Source organism: Novosphingobium pokkalii, assembly GCF_014652855.1.
Lineage (GTDB): Bacteria > Pseudomonadota > Alphaproteobacteria > Sphingomonadales > Sphingomonadaceae > Novosphingobium > Novosphingobium pokkalii.
This window is the reverse complement of sequence record NZ_BMZP01000034.1, coordinates 1-15,708: the sequence shown is the minus strand read 5'-3', so window position 1 is coordinate 15,708 and position 15,708 is coordinate 1. Positions and strand designations below refer to the sequence as shown.

Sequence of the window (15,708 nt, the reverse complement as noted above, 5' to 3'; positions counted from 1 at the left end):
ATGAAGGCCCGGCTGTGCGACAGCTTGCTGTGCGCGACCTGCAGCTTGGTTCTCTCGCCGGCGATGATCGCCCAGTCCTCGCTCCAGTCGAACTGGAAGGCTTCGCCTGGCATGAACACCAACGGCACGAAGGTGCCCCGGCCACTGGCCTGCGCATCGCGCTGGCGGTCGGCCTTCCACTCCCGCGCGAAGGCGGCGACCCGGTTGTACGAGCCGTCGTAGCCGAGCGTCACCAGATCGGCGTACATCTGCTTGGCCGTGCGGCGCTGCTTGCGTGACCGGCCAGCCTCGATCCTGAGCCAGCCCGACAGCTTCTCGGCAAACGGGTCTAGCTTGCTCGGCCGATCCGGAACCTTGAACTGCGGCTCCACCGTGCCGGCCCGCAGATACTTGCGGATGGTGTTCCTGGACAACCCGGTGCGCCGTTCGATCTCCCGGATCGCCATCCCTTCCCGGAAATGCCAGCGGCGGATCACACTCAATAACGCCATGTCGATCACTCCATGATCCCCCAACTGCCAGCCAGGGGAACGATCAGAACATCGGTCAAATCTCAGTGGAAATTACGGCCCCTCCCGGGTCACTTCTCAGTGGCAATCAACAGTCTGGTGCCCAGACGCCACCAATCGGGCGAGCTCGACTGGACTGGCCGGATCACCAAGCAAGGGGACGGAACCGTACGCAAGCTGCTCTATGAAGCCGCCAACTCGATCCTCACCCGAAGCCGGGAAACCTTTGCTTTGAAAACGTGGGCCATGAAGATCGCCAAGCGCCGGGGGCTCAAGAAGGCCCGTGTCGCGCTTGCGCGCCGCCTCGCGGTGATCATGCACGCCATGCTGCGCGACGGCACTTTGTTCCAGGCATGAGGTAGGCTAGAACTCGTTTGCCAGCGGTGAGGCCTCAAAGCTGATCCGAGGGCGGTGTCCCGCGAGGGAACGCAGGGACGAACGATCTGCGAAGGTTACCGGATGGGCCACCAAGCCCGCTTCGAGTCAATGCAACGTTCGCCTCTGTGAGACCCGATACAGCACGGCCAGGCCTAACCTCGGTCAGTGCGGACAGATCCATGAAACCCTCAAGGGATTACACCGCCTCGCTCTGCAATTACAGATCTACGGCCTAGATCACTATTTAGAGGCCCCTCCTCGCTGCCGACCGAGCGTTGTGGTTTGCTATGCTCTGGCCGATGAGATTGCGCAGCGCCTCGCCCGCGGCGCGTTGTGCTGTCGCGTCGTTGAAAACCGCGTGTCCTGCGGCAAAGAGGCGCACCGTGAGGCGCTGTGACTGGCCAGCTGCGGCGCGGTAATCATGCAGCGGCAGTCCATAAGGGATGATCAGGTCATAATAGCCCAGCGCGAGCAGGGCGCTCGATCGATCGCGATTGATCTGGGCCATCAGAATGGGTGCGATATGCTGCTCCGCGGGCAGGGCATCCCATCGCCAGGTGTCGTACACCGCCCCGCTGTAGCGGACATAGGTCGAAGTGACCGGATAGCCGACGGCATTCCTGAAATAGCCGTCGATGGCATCGTCCCAGCTGAAATTCATCGTCCAGCGCGAGGTCGATGGATCGTCATATGGTGGGGGCGCCTTCCTGGTCAGCGCAAGCAGCGCATGTGCCCGAGAGTCGCCGAGGCCGATGCGCTCCGCGCGCTCGGCCAGCAAGAGTTTGACGAAGGCATCGATCGGAACGACGAGCGATGACCGGCTGATTTGCGCCGATGGCACACCGGTAAATGCTGAAACATCGTCCGCGACCCGTGCACGATCGACCGGCGACAGACGCTCCTTGCGCTCGAGCGCCGCGCGATAGCGGCCTTGCGCAAACGCGATGGCTTTGCGCTGCAACTCGTCCGCCGGAAGTGTGGAATAGGCGCCTTTATGATAATAAGCCGCTGCAGCCGCCAGGCTCGGCAGTGCGCCGACCGCATTGGCGATGAACCCGCGCGCTTTCTCATCGTCTTCGACCGCCAATGTGCTGGGCGAGATCAGCAGATAGCCGTCGAACAGTATCGGCCGCGTGCGCCGGCCGAGTTCGGCGGCAACGAGGCCTAGGCGGACGCCGCCGTAGCTCTCCGCGGCGATCAGCTTGGGTGATCCTCGTCGCCCGTGCTGCTCCAGCCATCGCGCCATGAAGTCCGCCATTACTCTCGCATCATCGCGGACAGACGAGAAGTGCCGCACCGCACCCGCCGTAAATTCGCGCCCGTAGCCGGTGCCGGGCGGATCGATGAACACGAGGTCGGTCGCGTCCAATGGACTGCCGTTGTTGTCGACGTAGGTCCCGACCGATCGGACCGCCATATCGGGATTGCGACTGACGACCTTTTTGGGCGCGAATGCATCATGAAGACCAGAAGCGGACGATCCCGGCCCGCCATTGAAGACGAACATGACGGGGCGGGCGGCGGGATTGGCGCTTTGCCGCAGATAACTGACCGAGAACATCGTCGCGTCCGGCCGGGACGTTCCCGGCGTGATGCTGATCGGACTTTCCTGGGCAGTGACGGTGTATCGAATGGTGCGACCGCGAAGGATCGCTTCCGACTGACGCGTTGCCGACCGAAGTGGAACCACCGCGCCGGCGGCGGCCCCGGCATCCGCATGGCCTTGTGACACGCTGGCACAGGTCACGACGATGAGCGCGGTTTGGATAAATTGCTTCACGGTGCGAGATCCGGCTGACCATTGGAGGGAAGCGGCCCGATGCCCGGTGGTACGCCCCGGCCTTGCGCCGCAGCTTGGCATGCCGCGATCGAACGGCTGCCAACGAAGCATCGAATGGCGCGCGCGAAGTCCACCCTGCTGGCATCGTCAAGGTAGAACATGTGACCTGCCGGATAATGGACGCTGAGCGTTTGCGTCGCTGGCACCGACCATTGATTCAGAAGGAAGGCATCCGCACCCACGCTGGCTGCGGTATCGTAAAGGCCGCCCGCCACCAGCACCTTGAGCGCAGGGTTGATCCGGAGTGCAGCGGCGAGTTCGCCGGCATAATCGTAGCTGGAAAACGGCGTTGCGACCGGCGCGTAGGTCCAGCGCCCGTCCAGAGCGTCGTTGTACACGCGATAGCTATATCGTACCGGCACCCCGACGCTTTCGTTGAGCACGCGCGACAGCTTTGCTGCGATCGCCGTGTCCAGCGCTTTCGTCGACGGATCGCCCGCGCCACGGACCGGACCCAGATAACGCGCGTCGTAGGTTCCGAGCACCTGTCCCGTCGCGCGGAAGGCCTCGTGTCGATATTCGTCCTTGGTGATCGACAGATGTTTCTGGAAATAGGCAGGCGGAAGGCCGGTGAAGGCGGCAAGTTTGCCTGCGATCGCGTTTCGCTCGTCCACGGACAACGAATTCGCACGGTAGAGCGCGGAGAGGTAGGTCGAGGAGAATGCAAAGGCGTCCGCGACGACGCCGTCCACCGAGCGATCGTGCCGGTCGACTTTCCTGTGATACCAGGCGAGCGCCGCAATCGTCGGAAAGCCCGCCGCAATCCCCGTGACGTTACCCGGTCGCTGCAACGTATTCACGATTTCGATCGACTGCGAGATGAGGATTGCACCTTCGACGCGGAGTGGCGTGCAGTGTCGTTCCCCGTCGCAGCTCAACACGCGTAGAATGCTGGCGACCCTCTGTGCCCCGTAGCTCTCGCCGGCCAGGAACGTGGGAGCGGCCTCACGATGATGCCGCTTCAGCCATTGCCGGATGACACCGGCAATGTAGGCGGCATCGCCGACCGCCGAATAGGTCTCGCCCGCCGCGCCTCGCGAGGCGAGCCGACTGAAGCCGGTGCCGATCGGATCGATCAGAACGATATCGGCGACATCGAGCGGGGTGTCGTGATTGTCTACGATGGTGCCGGTTGGTCCGCGCGCCTCCGGGCCGCTGACTTGGACGCGCCGCAGGCCCATCATCCCGAGGTTGAGGTAGGCGCTGCTCGAACCGGGGCCACCATTGAACGCGAAGATTACCGGCCGTCGGCTATCATCCGAATATGCGGTCAGGCTGGTCAGGTAGACGCTGCCCAGCGGCCGACCGGATCGCCCCTGCGCCTGATAGCGTTCGAGCGCGGCCACGACGGTAAGACGCTGTCCGTTCACCGTGACATCGTGCTGGCGTCTGCTTTCGGGGGGCAAGATGCCGGACCGGCCGGTCGCATGCACAGGGGCAATGACTATTGGCCCGAGCATCAGCAGCGCCAAGGCAGATCGACCCATCCTGCTGCAACGCATACGGGCCATTATCGAACTGCTTGGGCGTTGAGCGTCGCCACTATGAAGGCGCGCATGTCATCCAGCAACGCCCGGCGATGCTCGCTGTCGAGATACATCATGTGCCCGGTCGGATAATATTTCATCGTCGTGCGATCCAACGGGATCCCACCATGGCCAATATTGTACTGGGCCGACGATACGGGCGACGAGAAATCGTAATAGCCCGATGCGACAAACAGGCGCATGCCCGGGTTTCGTATCATCGCCGCGCCGAGCTTTGGAGCCGGATTGATGAATGCTTCGTTGCTGAGATCGTAGGTCCAGTCCGAGGAGATCACGCCGACATACGGTTTGTCGGTCGTCACGCCGAGCTCTGACGACAGAAACGCGCGCATGGCGTTCAAATAGGGAAGCGCGGCGGCCGACAGCGACGGGTCGTAGCGCTCGCCTGCGTCGAAAACCTGACTGTTACCGATCGAATAGCGGGCATCGAAGCGGCCGATCCGCAGACCCTGGTCACGTAACAGCAGCCGGCGGAAAGCGTCCGGATCGATGCGAAGGTCCGCCCTTATCCATTCGTCCTTCGAAATGCCGGTCAGCTGGGCAAGGCGGCTGGCGACATTGGCCTTGTCGGTCGCGCTCAATCCCTGTCCCCGGGCGAGCGCGGAGACATAATCGCGCTCGGCAAAACGCTGGCTTTCGGCCACCGCGTCAGCGACTGACGACACCGCGCTTGCCTGGTAGCGGTGATAATACCAGGCTGCGGCGGAATAGCTGGGCAGAAAAAGTTCGTACCCGCGATCATAACCGGGCGGCATGATCACCGTCCCCCAGTCGAGTCCCTGCGAGACGAGGAAGGCACCGTTGAAGGTCATGAACGGATCGTCGTCGACGATCATCGCGGTCCTGATCGATCCGTAGGATTCTCCACCGACGAAACGGGGGGATTGCCAGCGACCATGCCGAGTCAGCCAGGCGCGAATGAACTTCGCGATGGACGAGGCATCGGTCGTGATCTTGAAAAAGGCCTCGTCCTTCGTGCTTCCGACGGCGTGGCTGAACCCCGTCCCGACGGGATCGATGAACACCAGATCGGTGACGTCGAGCAAGGCGTCCGGATTGTCGACGAGTGGGTTGCCTGGGCTGGACCGGTCGCTGCCGCCCGCCGGACCGTTCAAGGCGACAATCTTGGGGCCGAAGGCACCCATCTGTATCCAAAAGGAGGCCGAGCCAGGGCCGCCATTGTAAAGAAACGTAACCGGTCGGATTGCAGGCGCCTTGGTGATCGCCGTGTAGCCGACGGAGAAGATTTCCGCTTCGGGTTGGCCGTTTTCGCCTGCGATCGGGATCGTCTCGGCGATCGCCTCATAGCGGATCTCTGCCTTTCCGAACCGCCCTTTGTGTTTGGTGATGCTGGGCCTGAAGTCCCGTGCATCGCCCCTGCCTGCGCCAGCGCCAGGCGCTGGCACGACCGTCTCTGCCATCGCCGACGCAAACGACACGGTCACGGACAGGAGCGCGATCATCATGATACGAATGACAGTCATAGATCCCCCGTCCGCAACCGCTGCGACCGCCGTTATCAGAACGTGACGCGCACGCCGGCGTAGAATGCCCGGCCGAGCACGTCATACACACCGGGATTCGTGTTCGACTGTGAAAAGGAGTCGTACACCGGGGGCTGCGCGTCGGTCAGGTTATTCACACCCAGACGCATCGAGAATGCCTTCGACACCGCAACGGCAAGGTTGAGATCGAAATAGTTGATCGCCGGGACGCGCGTGGTGCGATCGTCGGTGCCGATCAGGCCGACATCTACCATCCCATCGATATAGCGATGCTGCAGGCCGATGCTGAACCCACCATTCAGGTACGTCAGCGTCTCGACACTCCGCCACTTCGGATAGCCGATATCGCCGATATAACCCGTGTAATGAACGCTGGGGTCGCCCGGGAAGGTTTGGATGTCGAAGGCGAGCAGTCGCGTTGCCGCTGCCGTTAGATGCAGGCTCCCCGCGCGATCGGACATTCCGAACGCCGACAGCGGGACGTTCCAGTCCAAGGCTATGTCGAGACCCGAGGTTTTGTATTTTCCGAGATTCTGGTTGGTGAGCGAGAATGAGTTGATTTGCCCGGTACTGGTGCTGCGGCCGAACAGCGAACAATAGACGTTGCCCGGGTTATATGTGGGATTCGAACCGTCCAAATTGTAGCAGCGCTGCAATGCGGTCAGGCCGTCGATCGGCCCGACAACCTTCGCGATGGTAATATTGTAATAATCGACCGAGATGTTGAGCCGACGGAAAATCGGCGCGTCGAACGCCGGCGTCAGGACCACGCCCGCCGTATAGGTGTCCGCGGTTTCCGGACGCAGGTTCGGGTTGCCACCGGTGACGCCACCGTCCACGATCTGCGTGTTGTCGAAGGTGTACCGATCGACAATGGTCGCCGGCAGGCCTTGCGCAAGACAGAGGCTTCTTACCTGACTCGCATTGGCGCCAGCCCGATAGGCGCCGTTAACATCGCACGGATCACCCTGGCCCGTACCGCCGGCCGCGCCGATCAGCGGCGAGGTCTGGCTCTGCGGTGCGAACAGCTCCCCCACCGACGGCGCCCGCACGGCACGCGCATAACCGCCCCGGAACCTCAGGGCATCGACTACTTCCCACGATCCTTCGACGCGATAGGTCTTGATTCCGCCGAACGTGTTGTAGTCGGAGTAGCGGAGGCCGGCGTCGACCTCGAGCTTCTTGATCGCCGGCAGGTCTGCCAGGATCGGCACGAGCAGTTCTGCAAAGGCTTCCTTGACCGTGATCGCGCCATCTTCCGCCGGCACCACGCCGTTCGAGAAGCTGACGACGTCACCAGCGAGAAGAGCGGAATCGGGCGTAAAGCGATAGCCGTCCTTCCGATAATCCGCTCCGGCGGCGAATTTCATCATGCCGCCCGGCAGCTTGACCAGCGATCCCTGGACCGTGCCCTCGACCACGCTCTGATAGGTCCGGGTGTTTCGGATCGTATCACGACGGATATAGGCGGCGCAGGCACTGCCGGCCTGGTTACCAAACACATTGAGTCCGCCCGAGCAAAGGCTGCGACCGCCGTCCGGCGCGTAGAGTAGGGTCTCGAGGGCGCTGACGCTGAAGCCGTTACGGTCGCGTTCCTCCGCCGTCACCTGCGCATAGGAGCCGTAGGCGTCCCACGTCCAGTCGCCGATCGGCAGCCTGCCGCTGGCTCCGCCCGCGGCGCGGAACTCGTTATATTCGGTCGATGCGGTGCGGAAGCCGACATCGGTGAAGCGACGGGTGATCGTGAAATCTGCCGCCGGATCGGGGCGTGATGCCAGGACGGTGGCAAGGTCGGCCGGGATGAAGGGGTTCGTCGCCGGCGCGTCGAAGGTGAATCCGGCCGGCGCATATTGCGCGCGCGACGTGAAGTGCTGAAAATTGGCCTCAAGGAACACCGTGGTGTTTTCCCCGACCTCATGCTCCACCCGGCCATAGGCACTCAGGCGCTCGATTGGCAGGATGAGACCGTTCTTGCCGCTCGAATTGTAGCGGATACGGTTCGACAGCAACACATTCGGCGCGCTGCCCCGATAGTTGAGGGCGCTGTTCGAATATGTGAACAGCGAACCGTCGTTGTTGAAGGCCAGGTTGGTGCCGCTATTGACGCGGCTTGGCGCGACCCCATAGCGGGCGAAGAGGCCTTTTACGGCGGCATCCGACGGCTGGTTGTCCGCATCGACGATGAAGGCGCCGTAAGGCAGGCTAGATGACGGTCGAACGATGCTGGAAAAGGCGCGATCGCTGTTGTTGACGGCATCGCGCTGCTGGTAGCCGATCGACAGTACGGCATTGCCCCGACCGTCTGAGAAGTTGGATCCGACGGTCGCCGACGTTTTGAACGTGTAGCCGTCGCCACGCCCGCTGATGCCATTTTGCGCGTCGAGCCGGATGCCCGAGAACCGATGGTTGATCTTGAAGTTCACGACACCGGCGATGGCGTCGGAGCCGTAAGCGGCAGAGGCCCCGCCGGTGATGGTTTCGACGGATTCGATCAGTGCATCGGGAATGATGTTGATGTCGACCGCACCGAGATCGGTCGATGCCGGCAGCCTGTGCCCGTCCATCAGCACGAGCGTCCGGTTCGATCCGAGGCCGCGCAGATTGAGGGTGGTGATGCCGCCCGACAGATTGTCGTTTGATGTCGCCCCGGTCCCTGGCGAGAACTGCGGGAGACGATTGAGCGTGTCTTCGAGCGTGACCGCGCCTGTCTGGTTGAAGGTGGTGCCACTGATCGTCGCGATCGGGCTGTTCGCCACCGTGTCCCGCCGCGAGATACGGGAACCCGTGACCACGATGTCCGCAGTGCCGGGGCGCGCATCGTCAGCCTGCGGCAAACCGCCGGGCGACGACGCGGTCGCGCCGGGGGCCGGCGCATTCGGCGAGGTGGTATCCGGCTGACTCGATGGCTGCTGCTGGGCATAGGCCGGCACACCGAGGATGGTCGAGGACAACAGGGCGACCACGGCCGCGCCCCTCGCTGAAATTACCTGTTTCATTGATCCCCCTCTGTCTGATCGTCCATTCCGACACGCGGTGCGATCGAACCTCGGCGCGAGGCTGACACCAGCATCGATTCCTCCGGAAACCCTGTGCTCTCCGGTAGCGCTCGCTTTGCCAAGCGCACCCCGAGTCCGTTATGGTGAAGTTTCACCGAATCACCGAGAACTGCAAGTATTTTTCTTCAGAATGCCATATTCTGAGATAATTATAAGGATATCAGTGTTTTGCTGGAGTCGTGTCGATCTGTTGACAGAGCGTGAGACTTCACGGCATTAATGGTCACGAAAAGCAGCCGGAGCCGATCGGGCGATGGCCAGCCGGTGAGGGGCGGCATCAAATGAGGGGAGGCTGGGCTTGAGGCGCGTTTTTTGGGTCATGGCCGGCTGGGCTGCGATCGCAGTGGCGCATGCGCCCCTTTCTGCGAAGACGACGATCATTCACGCCGGAACTCTCATAGACGGGCGTTCGCCGGCACCGGTAAAGCATATGTCGATCGTCATCACCGAGCAGCGCGTCGCGCGCGTCGTGCCCGGCTTCATAACCGAGACCGGCGCTGACGTTATCGACCTTTCGAGCAAGACCGTGCTTCCCGGCCTGATCGATTGTCATGTCCATCTGACTGACGACGACAACCACTGGGATGATCCGCGCAGCACGACGGAGCGACCTTATGGCGAGCGGGCCGTCGTGGCCGCAGCGCATGCGAAGGCGACGCTCGAATCGGGCTTCACCTCGATACGGAACCTTGGCAGCCCGGCGGAAATCGATCGTGACCTGAAGACCGTGATCGATCGCGGTGAGACGCCGGGGCCGCGTATGTGGGTGTCGCTTCAGCCGATCGGACCGACGGGCGGCCATTCCGATCCGGCAAACGGGCATGGCGACGCGAACGATCCCGATCGGCGCTTCGACGTTGCGGACGGTTCTGATGCCGTGCGTGCAAGCGTCCGGGATCACATGCGACGCGGCGCGACGGTCATCAAAATCATGCCGAGCGGCGGTGTCGGGACCGTTGGCGACAATCCGAATGCCCAGCTCATGACCGATGACGAGATCAAGGCGGCGATCGACACCGCCCACAATCTCGGATTGCGTGTTGCGGCGCATGCACACGGCAAGGCCGCGATCGACGCCGTGGTGCGGGCCGGGGTCGACTCGGTCGAACATGGCACCTTCTCGGACGAGGCCACGTTCGCGCTGATGAAGGCGCATGGCACCTTTCTCGTCCCGACGATGCTGACCAACTACGACCTCTTGCGATCGGTTCGGCTCAATCCCAACCGCTTCCCGCCCGATTTCGCGGCCAAGATCGCCAACGTCTCACCGATCAATCTCAAAATGGTCGCCGCCGCCCACAAGGCGGGCGTCAAGATCGCCTATGGCACCGATGCTTCGGGCTTCGTGGGCTTTTCCGATGAGGCGCAGGAGTTCGCGTTGCTGACTGCCGCCGGCCTGACGCCTATGCAAGCGATCCAGACGGCCACGAGTAATGCTGCCGCCTTGATCGGAGAAAAGGACATCGGCATCGTCGCGCCTGGCGCCTATGCCGATATAATTGCCGTCGACACCGATCCACTCGTCGATGTCCGCAGTCTCGAACATGTGTCGTTCGTGATGAAAGGCGGCGTCGTCGTTCGCGGCCTATCGGCCAACCGATCCACCCTTTCGAAATAGGACCGCCTGACCGAATGCTCGTCATCACCAACCAGGAAATTCAGCAGCACGTCGGGGCCGCGGTCGTCATCGACGCTGTCGAAAAGGCGTTCGCGGCGCTTGGGCGTGGCGAGAGCAAAGTCTTTCCCGTCGCCCGCGGGTCGGGCTCCGATCCTCGCCACATCACCGCGATCAAATCCGGCTTCGATGCCTCGACCGGGTTCATGGGGGTGAAGGCCGCCTCGTATAACCCTGGAAACCGCACGCGGGGGCGCGCGTCGCATACGTCGACGACCCTGCTGATCGACGATCTCACGGCAGAGGTAGTGGCGGTCGTCGAAGCGGGATATCTCAACGGCCTGCGAACGGCGGCGGCCGATGCGATCGCGGTCAAGTATCTGGCGCGGGCGGATTCCCATCGGCTGGGGATCATCGGGCTGGGCGCACAGGCGGTCTTCGAAATCGAGGCCGTGGCGGCGGTCCGGCCGATCGACACGGTCTATGCCGCACGTCGGGCGGGCGCCGATACCGATCGCTTCGCCCAAGCGGTGAGCGAGCGAACCGGGCTCACGGTCGAGTTTCGCGACGTCGAGGATCTTGCGCGCCAGGCGGACATCATCGTGACCGCAACGCCCGCAACCTCTCCCGTCCTGCGTGACGAATGGATCCGGCCCGGCACTCATGTGTCCGCGATGGGTTCAGACAATGTCGGCAAGATGGAGCTTCCCGTCGAGCTCGTCGCGCGCAGCCTGTTCTATATGGACTATCCCGACCAGTCGGCAGTCATCGGCGAGGCCCAGCATCTGTTGGCCGCGGGCAAGGCGACGCTTGCGGACCTGCGTCACCGCTCGCTCGGCGGTTTGATTTGCGCGACCGTATCCGGCCGCTCGTCTGCCGACGACATCACCGTCTTCGATTCGTCTGGGATCGCGATCCAGGACATCGCCGCGGCGCACGCGGCAATGACGATCGTCCGGTCGGCGCGGTCGGCATGAGCGTTCGTTGGCCTGCGATCCTGACGGGACGCGAGCATTGCGGGCCCGTCAAAGTCCGCGTTACAAATGATGCGAATTGAAATGGGCGGGATGATGAGACCAAGCGGGACAGATCGGTCGACCGAGGGTGCAGGCAAAGCCGGGGCACGTTCGACCACGGTAAAAACGGGCCGCAGCAAAGGTGGTGCAAAGCGTCGCAGTGATCATCCTCTTCGCGATCAACCGGCGATCCCGCTGCGTGCGCATGCCTATGACAGTGTCAAACAACGCATCATCGATCTGACCTATCGTCCTGGCGCCTCGCTCAATGAAGCGCAGATCAGTGCTGACCTAGGGATCGGCCGGACGCCCGTTCACATGGCCATAATGCGATTGGCGCAGGAAGGCCTGATCGAGATCATACCCCGTCGCGGCCTGATCGTCGCGCCGCTCACCATCCGCGACATCCAAAGCCTGTTCGAGGCGCGGCTGGTGAATGAACCTGCTGCCGCGCGATTGGCGGCAAGCCGCGCCAGCGAGGAAGAGCGTGCATCGCTTACGGCGGGGATAGCCGAGGGCCAGGCGTTGGGTCGCAACGGTGCGCGTGAGGCCCTGATGGCAATCGATCAAAATTTCCACGCAGCCGTCGCGCAGGCAACGCACAATTCCATCCTCGAGCAGCTGTTGCGCGGTCTGCACGATCGGGCGCGGCGCTTGTACTATATTTCCTGGAATTTCGACAGCGGTCTGGAGGTCGACACCATGGCCGAGCATCGTGACGTCGTCGACGCCATCATCAGGCGTCGCCCCGACGATGCCGAAGCCGCCATGCGCAATCATATCGAGTCGTCGGCAAGAGTTTTTGGCGGCCTTCAAGACACGGTCGGAGATCTGTTGCGGACAATCCGGTAATTCGCGATCCGTTTCTGATCATCCGAACCGCCATCAATTGCTTGATCCATGTCGGATAATATAGGTATGCAAAAGTCGATCTTAACGTCCGAACCGCCTGAAGCGGGTCATCTGACCCGAACGATCGGGCTGTTCGATCTTGTCATGATTAGTGCGGGATCGGCGCTCGGGTTCAGTATCTTTTCGGTTCTCTCTCCGGCTGCCGCGATCGGCGGCTCGGGCATCCTGATGACGACCGTTCTTGCCGCCATTCCAATGGCGGTATTCGGGCTGGTCTACGCCTTTCTTGCATCCGCCAACCCGCGATCCGGCGCGTCGTTCGAATGGCCGCGCGAATATCTCCATCCGTTCGTCGGCTTCTTTTTGTCGTGGTTGCGGATTTTCGGTAGCGTCGGCCAGCTGACGACGGTCAGCCTGGTTCTGGTGCAATATGCCTCAATGGCTGTGCCTCTGCCGGTGAAGCCGGCGATGTTCGCGCTGTTCGTCATTGTCTTTCTCGTCAACCTTGCGGGACTGAAGGTCGCGGCGAAGGCCCAATCGCTTCTGATGATCGTCCTGCTCGGCACACTGGGCATCTTCGTGGTGACCGGAATTGGCGCCATCCGGCCGGAAAACATATTTCCGCTCGCGCCTGCAGGGTGGTGGCCGATCCTCCTGGCGGCACCGATCATGATCAACCTGTTCATGGGGATCGAGAGCGCAACGGAGGTCGGTGAGGAGGTCGTCAACGCCGAACGCAATGTTCCGCTCGGCATCCTCCTCTCGCTCCTGGTCATCGGCGCCGTGTACCTGTCGGTCGCGGTTGTCGCGCTCGGACTGGTCGGAGCCAAGGGCCTCGCAGCATCGTCGGCCCCCTTGGTCACCGCAGCCGGGCGATCGATTCCCTCGCTCGCGCTGACGTTGATCGTCGGCGCTGCCATCGTGTCGCTCGCCAAGTCGTTGAACGCATCCTTCCTGATCTTTTCGCGCGCTTTCTACGCCATGGGCCGGGCCGGGGTGATGCCACCGGCGCTTGCGCAGCTGTGGGGCGAAGCGGCCGTTCCCCGGGTCGCGATCATCGTGTCCTTCGTCTGCCTTGTGGTGGGCCTGTGTCTGCCCTCCAATCTCGTCTTTCTATTTCTCGCCTCGAACATTCCCACGATTCTGAAATATCTCACCGTTTGCCTGTGCGGCGTCAAAGTCTCGAAGTGGCGGCCTGATGTGCTGGCCGCAGCCCGGATGCGGCTCGGTGGAACCTCAGTGCTCGCGCTGTCGCTGCTGGGTGCGGCAACCGCGCTCGGCTTGTTCGTACTCGGATACGAAACCGATTGGCGGCCCTATGCGCTAATCGGTGTATGGGGGGGGATCGGTACGCTTTACTGGGTCTGCCGTTCGAAGCTCGGCGCGATCGCCTGATCGTGCCGGATGACCTTCCGCATCGGGGCTGGCATCGGCCGGAACCGACCGTCCGCAACGCCTTCGGCCGGCACTTCAGACTCCACGGCGTTTGGCTCGACAGCGCCTATCAGCACCCGATGAGTCTCGAGAGCATCCAGGCGATACAGGACTATCTCGCTTGCAGAACCAATGCTGCGGTCGCTTCGCACGCCAAGCGGGAACAGGATCGCGTCCAATCGCTCTTCGCCCGCCTGGTGAACGTGCGGGTGAACGAGATCGCATTCGTTCCAACCGCTACCACCGCCGAGAACCTGATCGTTTCTGCACTCGGGATAAAAGCTGGCAGCCGGATCGTGACCGACGACCTGCATTATACCGGCTCGCTCTATATGTATCGTCAGCTGCGGATGGCCGGCGTCGAGGTCGACGTGGTTCGCGCCCGGCAGGGTGTCGTCCATCTGGAGGATGTCCGGGCGGCGCTCGCAAGGGGCGCCACGCTGCTTGCCGTGTCCTGGATCTCGGCGTGGAATGGCCATCGGCACGACTTGGCCGCGCTGTCCGCACTGGCCCATGACCGCGGCGCCCGCGTCTATGTCGACCTGATGCAGGGCGTCGGTGCCTTACCGATCGACCTTGACGCCAGTGGCGTCGATTTCGCTGCGACATCGTCCTACAAATGGCTCATGGCGGACCTTGGTCTTGGGTTCCTTTACGTGCGCGGTTCCGCGTTGCCAGAGCTCACCGCCACGCAATTCGGAGCGCGTCAGCTGGCGACCTCCGACGGCGCATCGCGGGACTGGCGGACGCGGCCGGGCACCGCTGGCAAGTTCGAAGTCGGATCGGTCTCGAACATCGTCGTCGCAGCGCTGACCAGTTCGCTCGAATTCCTGACGTCGGTCGATCTCGACGCGATCGTCGCGGCGCGCCAGCCGATCCTTGAGCACATCAGGTTGGAGGCCGCCAGACTGGGACTGAAACAGGCAGGATGCGCATCGCATGGGCCTATCGTCGCATTCCACTGCGCTGACTGCAGCTCGGTCAAGGCAGCGTTGCAGCAGGCCGGCTGCTATGTCACATGCTCGGAACATCGCATACGGTTCGCGCCGACGCTGTTCAACACCGCGGACGATGTCGATGCCGTGATGCGCGTTCTCCACAAGGCCTTGGGGCAGCTGACAGGTCGGTCATCATAACTGGACGGCAACCAGTTGGCGGCCCAGGCGAGGGCTGCTGTTCGATACTCGTGTTCCGTACCTGTTAATTCTTCAAGCGGACAGTGATCAGGGCCATTGGCATTGTAACGGAATTGCGGATGGCAAGTCGGGCGCTGACGCTGATATCTTTGAAGGGCGGTTCGTCGAGCTAATTCCGAAAGAGAAGATTGTCGAGGCGGTGACGTTCGAGAGCGAGGATCCCGCGTTCGGCGGCACGATGACCATCACGACGCGGCTGATGCTGGTGCGCGACGGCACGAAGGTCACCTTTGTTGCCGAGAATGTGCCCCCTGGGATCAGCGAGTCCGATCAAGGCCCGCATGGAGTCGACGCTGAAGAACCTCGCCAACCTTCTTGAGTAAAGCGAAGGCGTGGGGGCGACCGGCGCATCACGTTCCTTCCACCAGCCCAGAAAGAACCACCTAAATCATTGTCCGATTACCCCGCTTATTCACGACTGCCCGATCTGCACGGCGAACCGAAAAACAGCTTTCAGGCCCCGGGCAGCGTAGCGCGACCGGCAGGCGGATAACCGCCGCCATCCGCCGCTAGCAGATCGCCATCAACATGGATGGGAAGGGCTGCTGGCGCGACAACGTGTTCGTTGAGCACTTCTGGCGCTCGGTGAAATACAAGCACGTCTATCTCCACGCTTACGCATCGGCTCCCGAGGCACGAGCCGGCATCGGCCGCTATCTCGGCTTCTAAAACGCCGTCCGCACGCGCTCCGCACATGGCGTGTCAATCGGCGTCCAATCGGGGGTCTGACTCAAATTCCGTGCAGATTTGACATTTCTGC

The 15,708-nt window shown here is 62.4% G+C and carries 11 protein-coding genes and 2 pseudogenes; 8 read left to right on the top strand and 5 right to left on the bottom strand.

Annotated features, from left to right (window positions below; genetic code table 11):
* Positions 1 to 491: transposase (locus IE191_RS20155; RefSeq protein WP_191326217.1), on the bottom strand; the 491-nt coding region annotated here is incomplete at its 3' end.
* Between the two features lie 114 nt (positions 492 to 605).
* On the opposite strand from IE191_RS20155, the pseudogene IE191_RS20150 reads away from it, so the two are divergent.
* Positions 606 to 866, top strand: a pseudogene (locus IE191_RS20150) (transposase); the annotation flags it as partial.
* Positions 867 to 1,131: 265 nt separating this feature from the next.
* Here IE191_RS20150 and IE191_RS20145 read toward each other — a convergent pair.
* Genes IE191_RS20145 through IE191_RS20130 form a run of 4 tightly spaced genes read right to left on the bottom strand, consistent with a single transcriptional unit; the run spans position 1,132 to position 8,775 of the window.
* Positions 1,132 to 2,667 (bottom strand): S10 family serine carboxypeptidase-like protein, encoded by a 1,536-nt coding sequence (locus IE191_RS20145; protein WP_191326215.1) that lies wholly within the window; start codon positions 2,665 to 2,667, stop codon positions 1,132 to 1,134.
* The gene (locus IE191_RS20140; RefSeq protein WP_191326213.1) at positions 2,664 to 4,199 is read right to left on the bottom strand and encodes a S10 family serine carboxypeptidase-like protein; all 1,536 of its coding nucleotides are present in this window, start codon (positions 4,197 to 4,199) and stop codon (positions 2,664 to 2,666) included. Before IE191_RS20140 ends, IE191_RS20145 begins: the two co-directional genes overlap by 4 nt.
* Before the next feature lie 38 nt (positions 4,200 to 4,237).
* Entirely contained in the window at positions 4,238 to 5,740 is a 1,503-nt protein-coding gene (locus tag IE191_RS20135; RefSeq protein ID WP_191326211.1) for a S10 family peptidase, read from the bottom strand.
* A 53-nt stretch (positions 5,741 to 5,793) separates the two neighbouring features.
* Positions 5,794 to 8,775, bottom strand: a complete 2,982-nt coding sequence (locus IE191_RS20130) for a TonB-dependent receptor domain-containing protein (RefSeq protein WP_191326209.1) — start codon at positions 8,773 to 8,775, stop codon at positions 5,794 to 5,796.
* A 379-nt stretch (positions 8,776 to 9,154) separates the two neighbouring features.
* On the opposite strand from IE191_RS20130, the gene IE191_RS20125 reads away from it, so the two are divergent.
* The 7 genes and pseudogenes from IE191_RS20125 to IE191_RS20095 form a co-directional block, all read left to right on the top strand.
* Complete coding sequence (locus tag IE191_RS20125; protein WP_191326207.1) at positions 9,155 to 10,453, top strand: metal-dependent hydrolase family protein; 1,299 nt, start codon at positions 9,155 to 9,157, stop codon at positions 10,451 to 10,453.
* A gap of 14 nt (positions 10,454 to 10,467) precedes the next feature.
* Complete coding sequence (locus tag IE191_RS20120) at positions 10,468 to 11,427, top strand: ornithine cyclodeaminase family protein (RefSeq protein ID WP_191326205.1); 960 nt, start codon at positions 10,468 to 10,470, stop codon at positions 11,425 to 11,427.
* A 66-nt stretch (positions 11,428 to 11,493) separates the two neighbouring features.
* Positions 11,494 to 12,318 carry a GntR family transcriptional regulator gene (locus tag IE191_RS20115; protein ID WP_191326203.1) on the top strand — a complete coding sequence of 275 codons (825 nt, stop codon included), beginning with the start codon at positions 11,494 to 11,496 and terminating at the stop codon, positions 12,316 to 12,318.
* A 66-nt stretch (positions 12,319 to 12,384) separates the two neighbouring features.
* A complete protein-coding gene (locus IE191_RS20110) occupies positions 12,385 to 13,713 on the top strand; it encodes an APC family permease (protein ID WP_191326201.1) in 1,329 nt (442 codons plus the stop codon).
* Entirely contained in the window at positions 13,653 to 14,888 is a 1,236-nt protein-coding gene (locus IE191_RS20105) for an aminotransferase class V-fold PLP-dependent enzyme (RefSeq protein ID WP_229815712.1), read from the top strand. The genes IE191_RS20110 and IE191_RS20105 overlap by 61 nt, the downstream gene beginning before the upstream one ends.
* A gap of 199 nt (positions 14,889 to 15,087) precedes the next feature.
* Positions 15,088 to 15,267, top strand: a complete 180-nt coding sequence (locus tag IE191_RS21195; RefSeq protein WP_229815711.1) for an SRPBCC family protein — start codon at positions 15,088 to 15,090, stop codon at positions 15,265 to 15,267.
* A 197-nt stretch (positions 15,268 to 15,464) separates the two neighbouring features.
* A pseudogene (locus IE191_RS20095) lies at positions 15,465 to 15,614 on the top strand (IS3 family transposase); the annotation flags it as partial.
* Between the last annotated feature and the right edge of the window lie 94 nt (positions 15,615 to 15,708).

What these genes read in the sequence shown, in the direction of transcription:
- IE191_RS20135 (WP_191326211.1), bottom strand. Translation starts at nt 5,740, where the DNA reads ATGATGATCGCGCTCCTGTCCGTGACCGTGTCGTTTGCGTCGGCGATG.
- IE191_RS20115 (WP_191326203.1), top strand. Translation starts at nt 11,494, where the DNA reads ATGATGCGAATTGAAATGGGCGGGATGATGAGACCAAGCGGGACAGAT.
- IE191_RS20120 (WP_191326205.1), top strand. Translation starts at nt 10,468, where the DNA reads ATGCTCGTCATCACCAACCAGGAAATTCAGCAGCACGTCGGGGCCGCG.
- IE191_RS20125 (WP_191326207.1), top strand. Translation starts at nt 9,155, where the DNA reads ATGGCCGGCTGGGCTGCGATCGCAGTGGCGCATGCGCCCCTTTCTGCG.
- IE191_RS20110 (WP_191326201.1), top strand. Translation starts at nt 12,385, where the DNA reads ATGCAAAAGTCGATCTTAACGTCCGAACCGCCTGAAGCGGGTCATCTG.
- IE191_RS20105 (WP_229815712.1), top strand. Translation starts at nt 13,653, where the DNA reads ATGGGGGGGGATCGGTACGCTTTACTGGGTCTGCCGTTCGAAGCTCGG.
- IE191_RS20130 (WP_191326209.1), bottom strand. Translation starts at nt 8,775, where the DNA reads ATGAAACAGGTAATTTCAGCGAGGGGCGCGGCCGTGGTCGCCCTGTTG.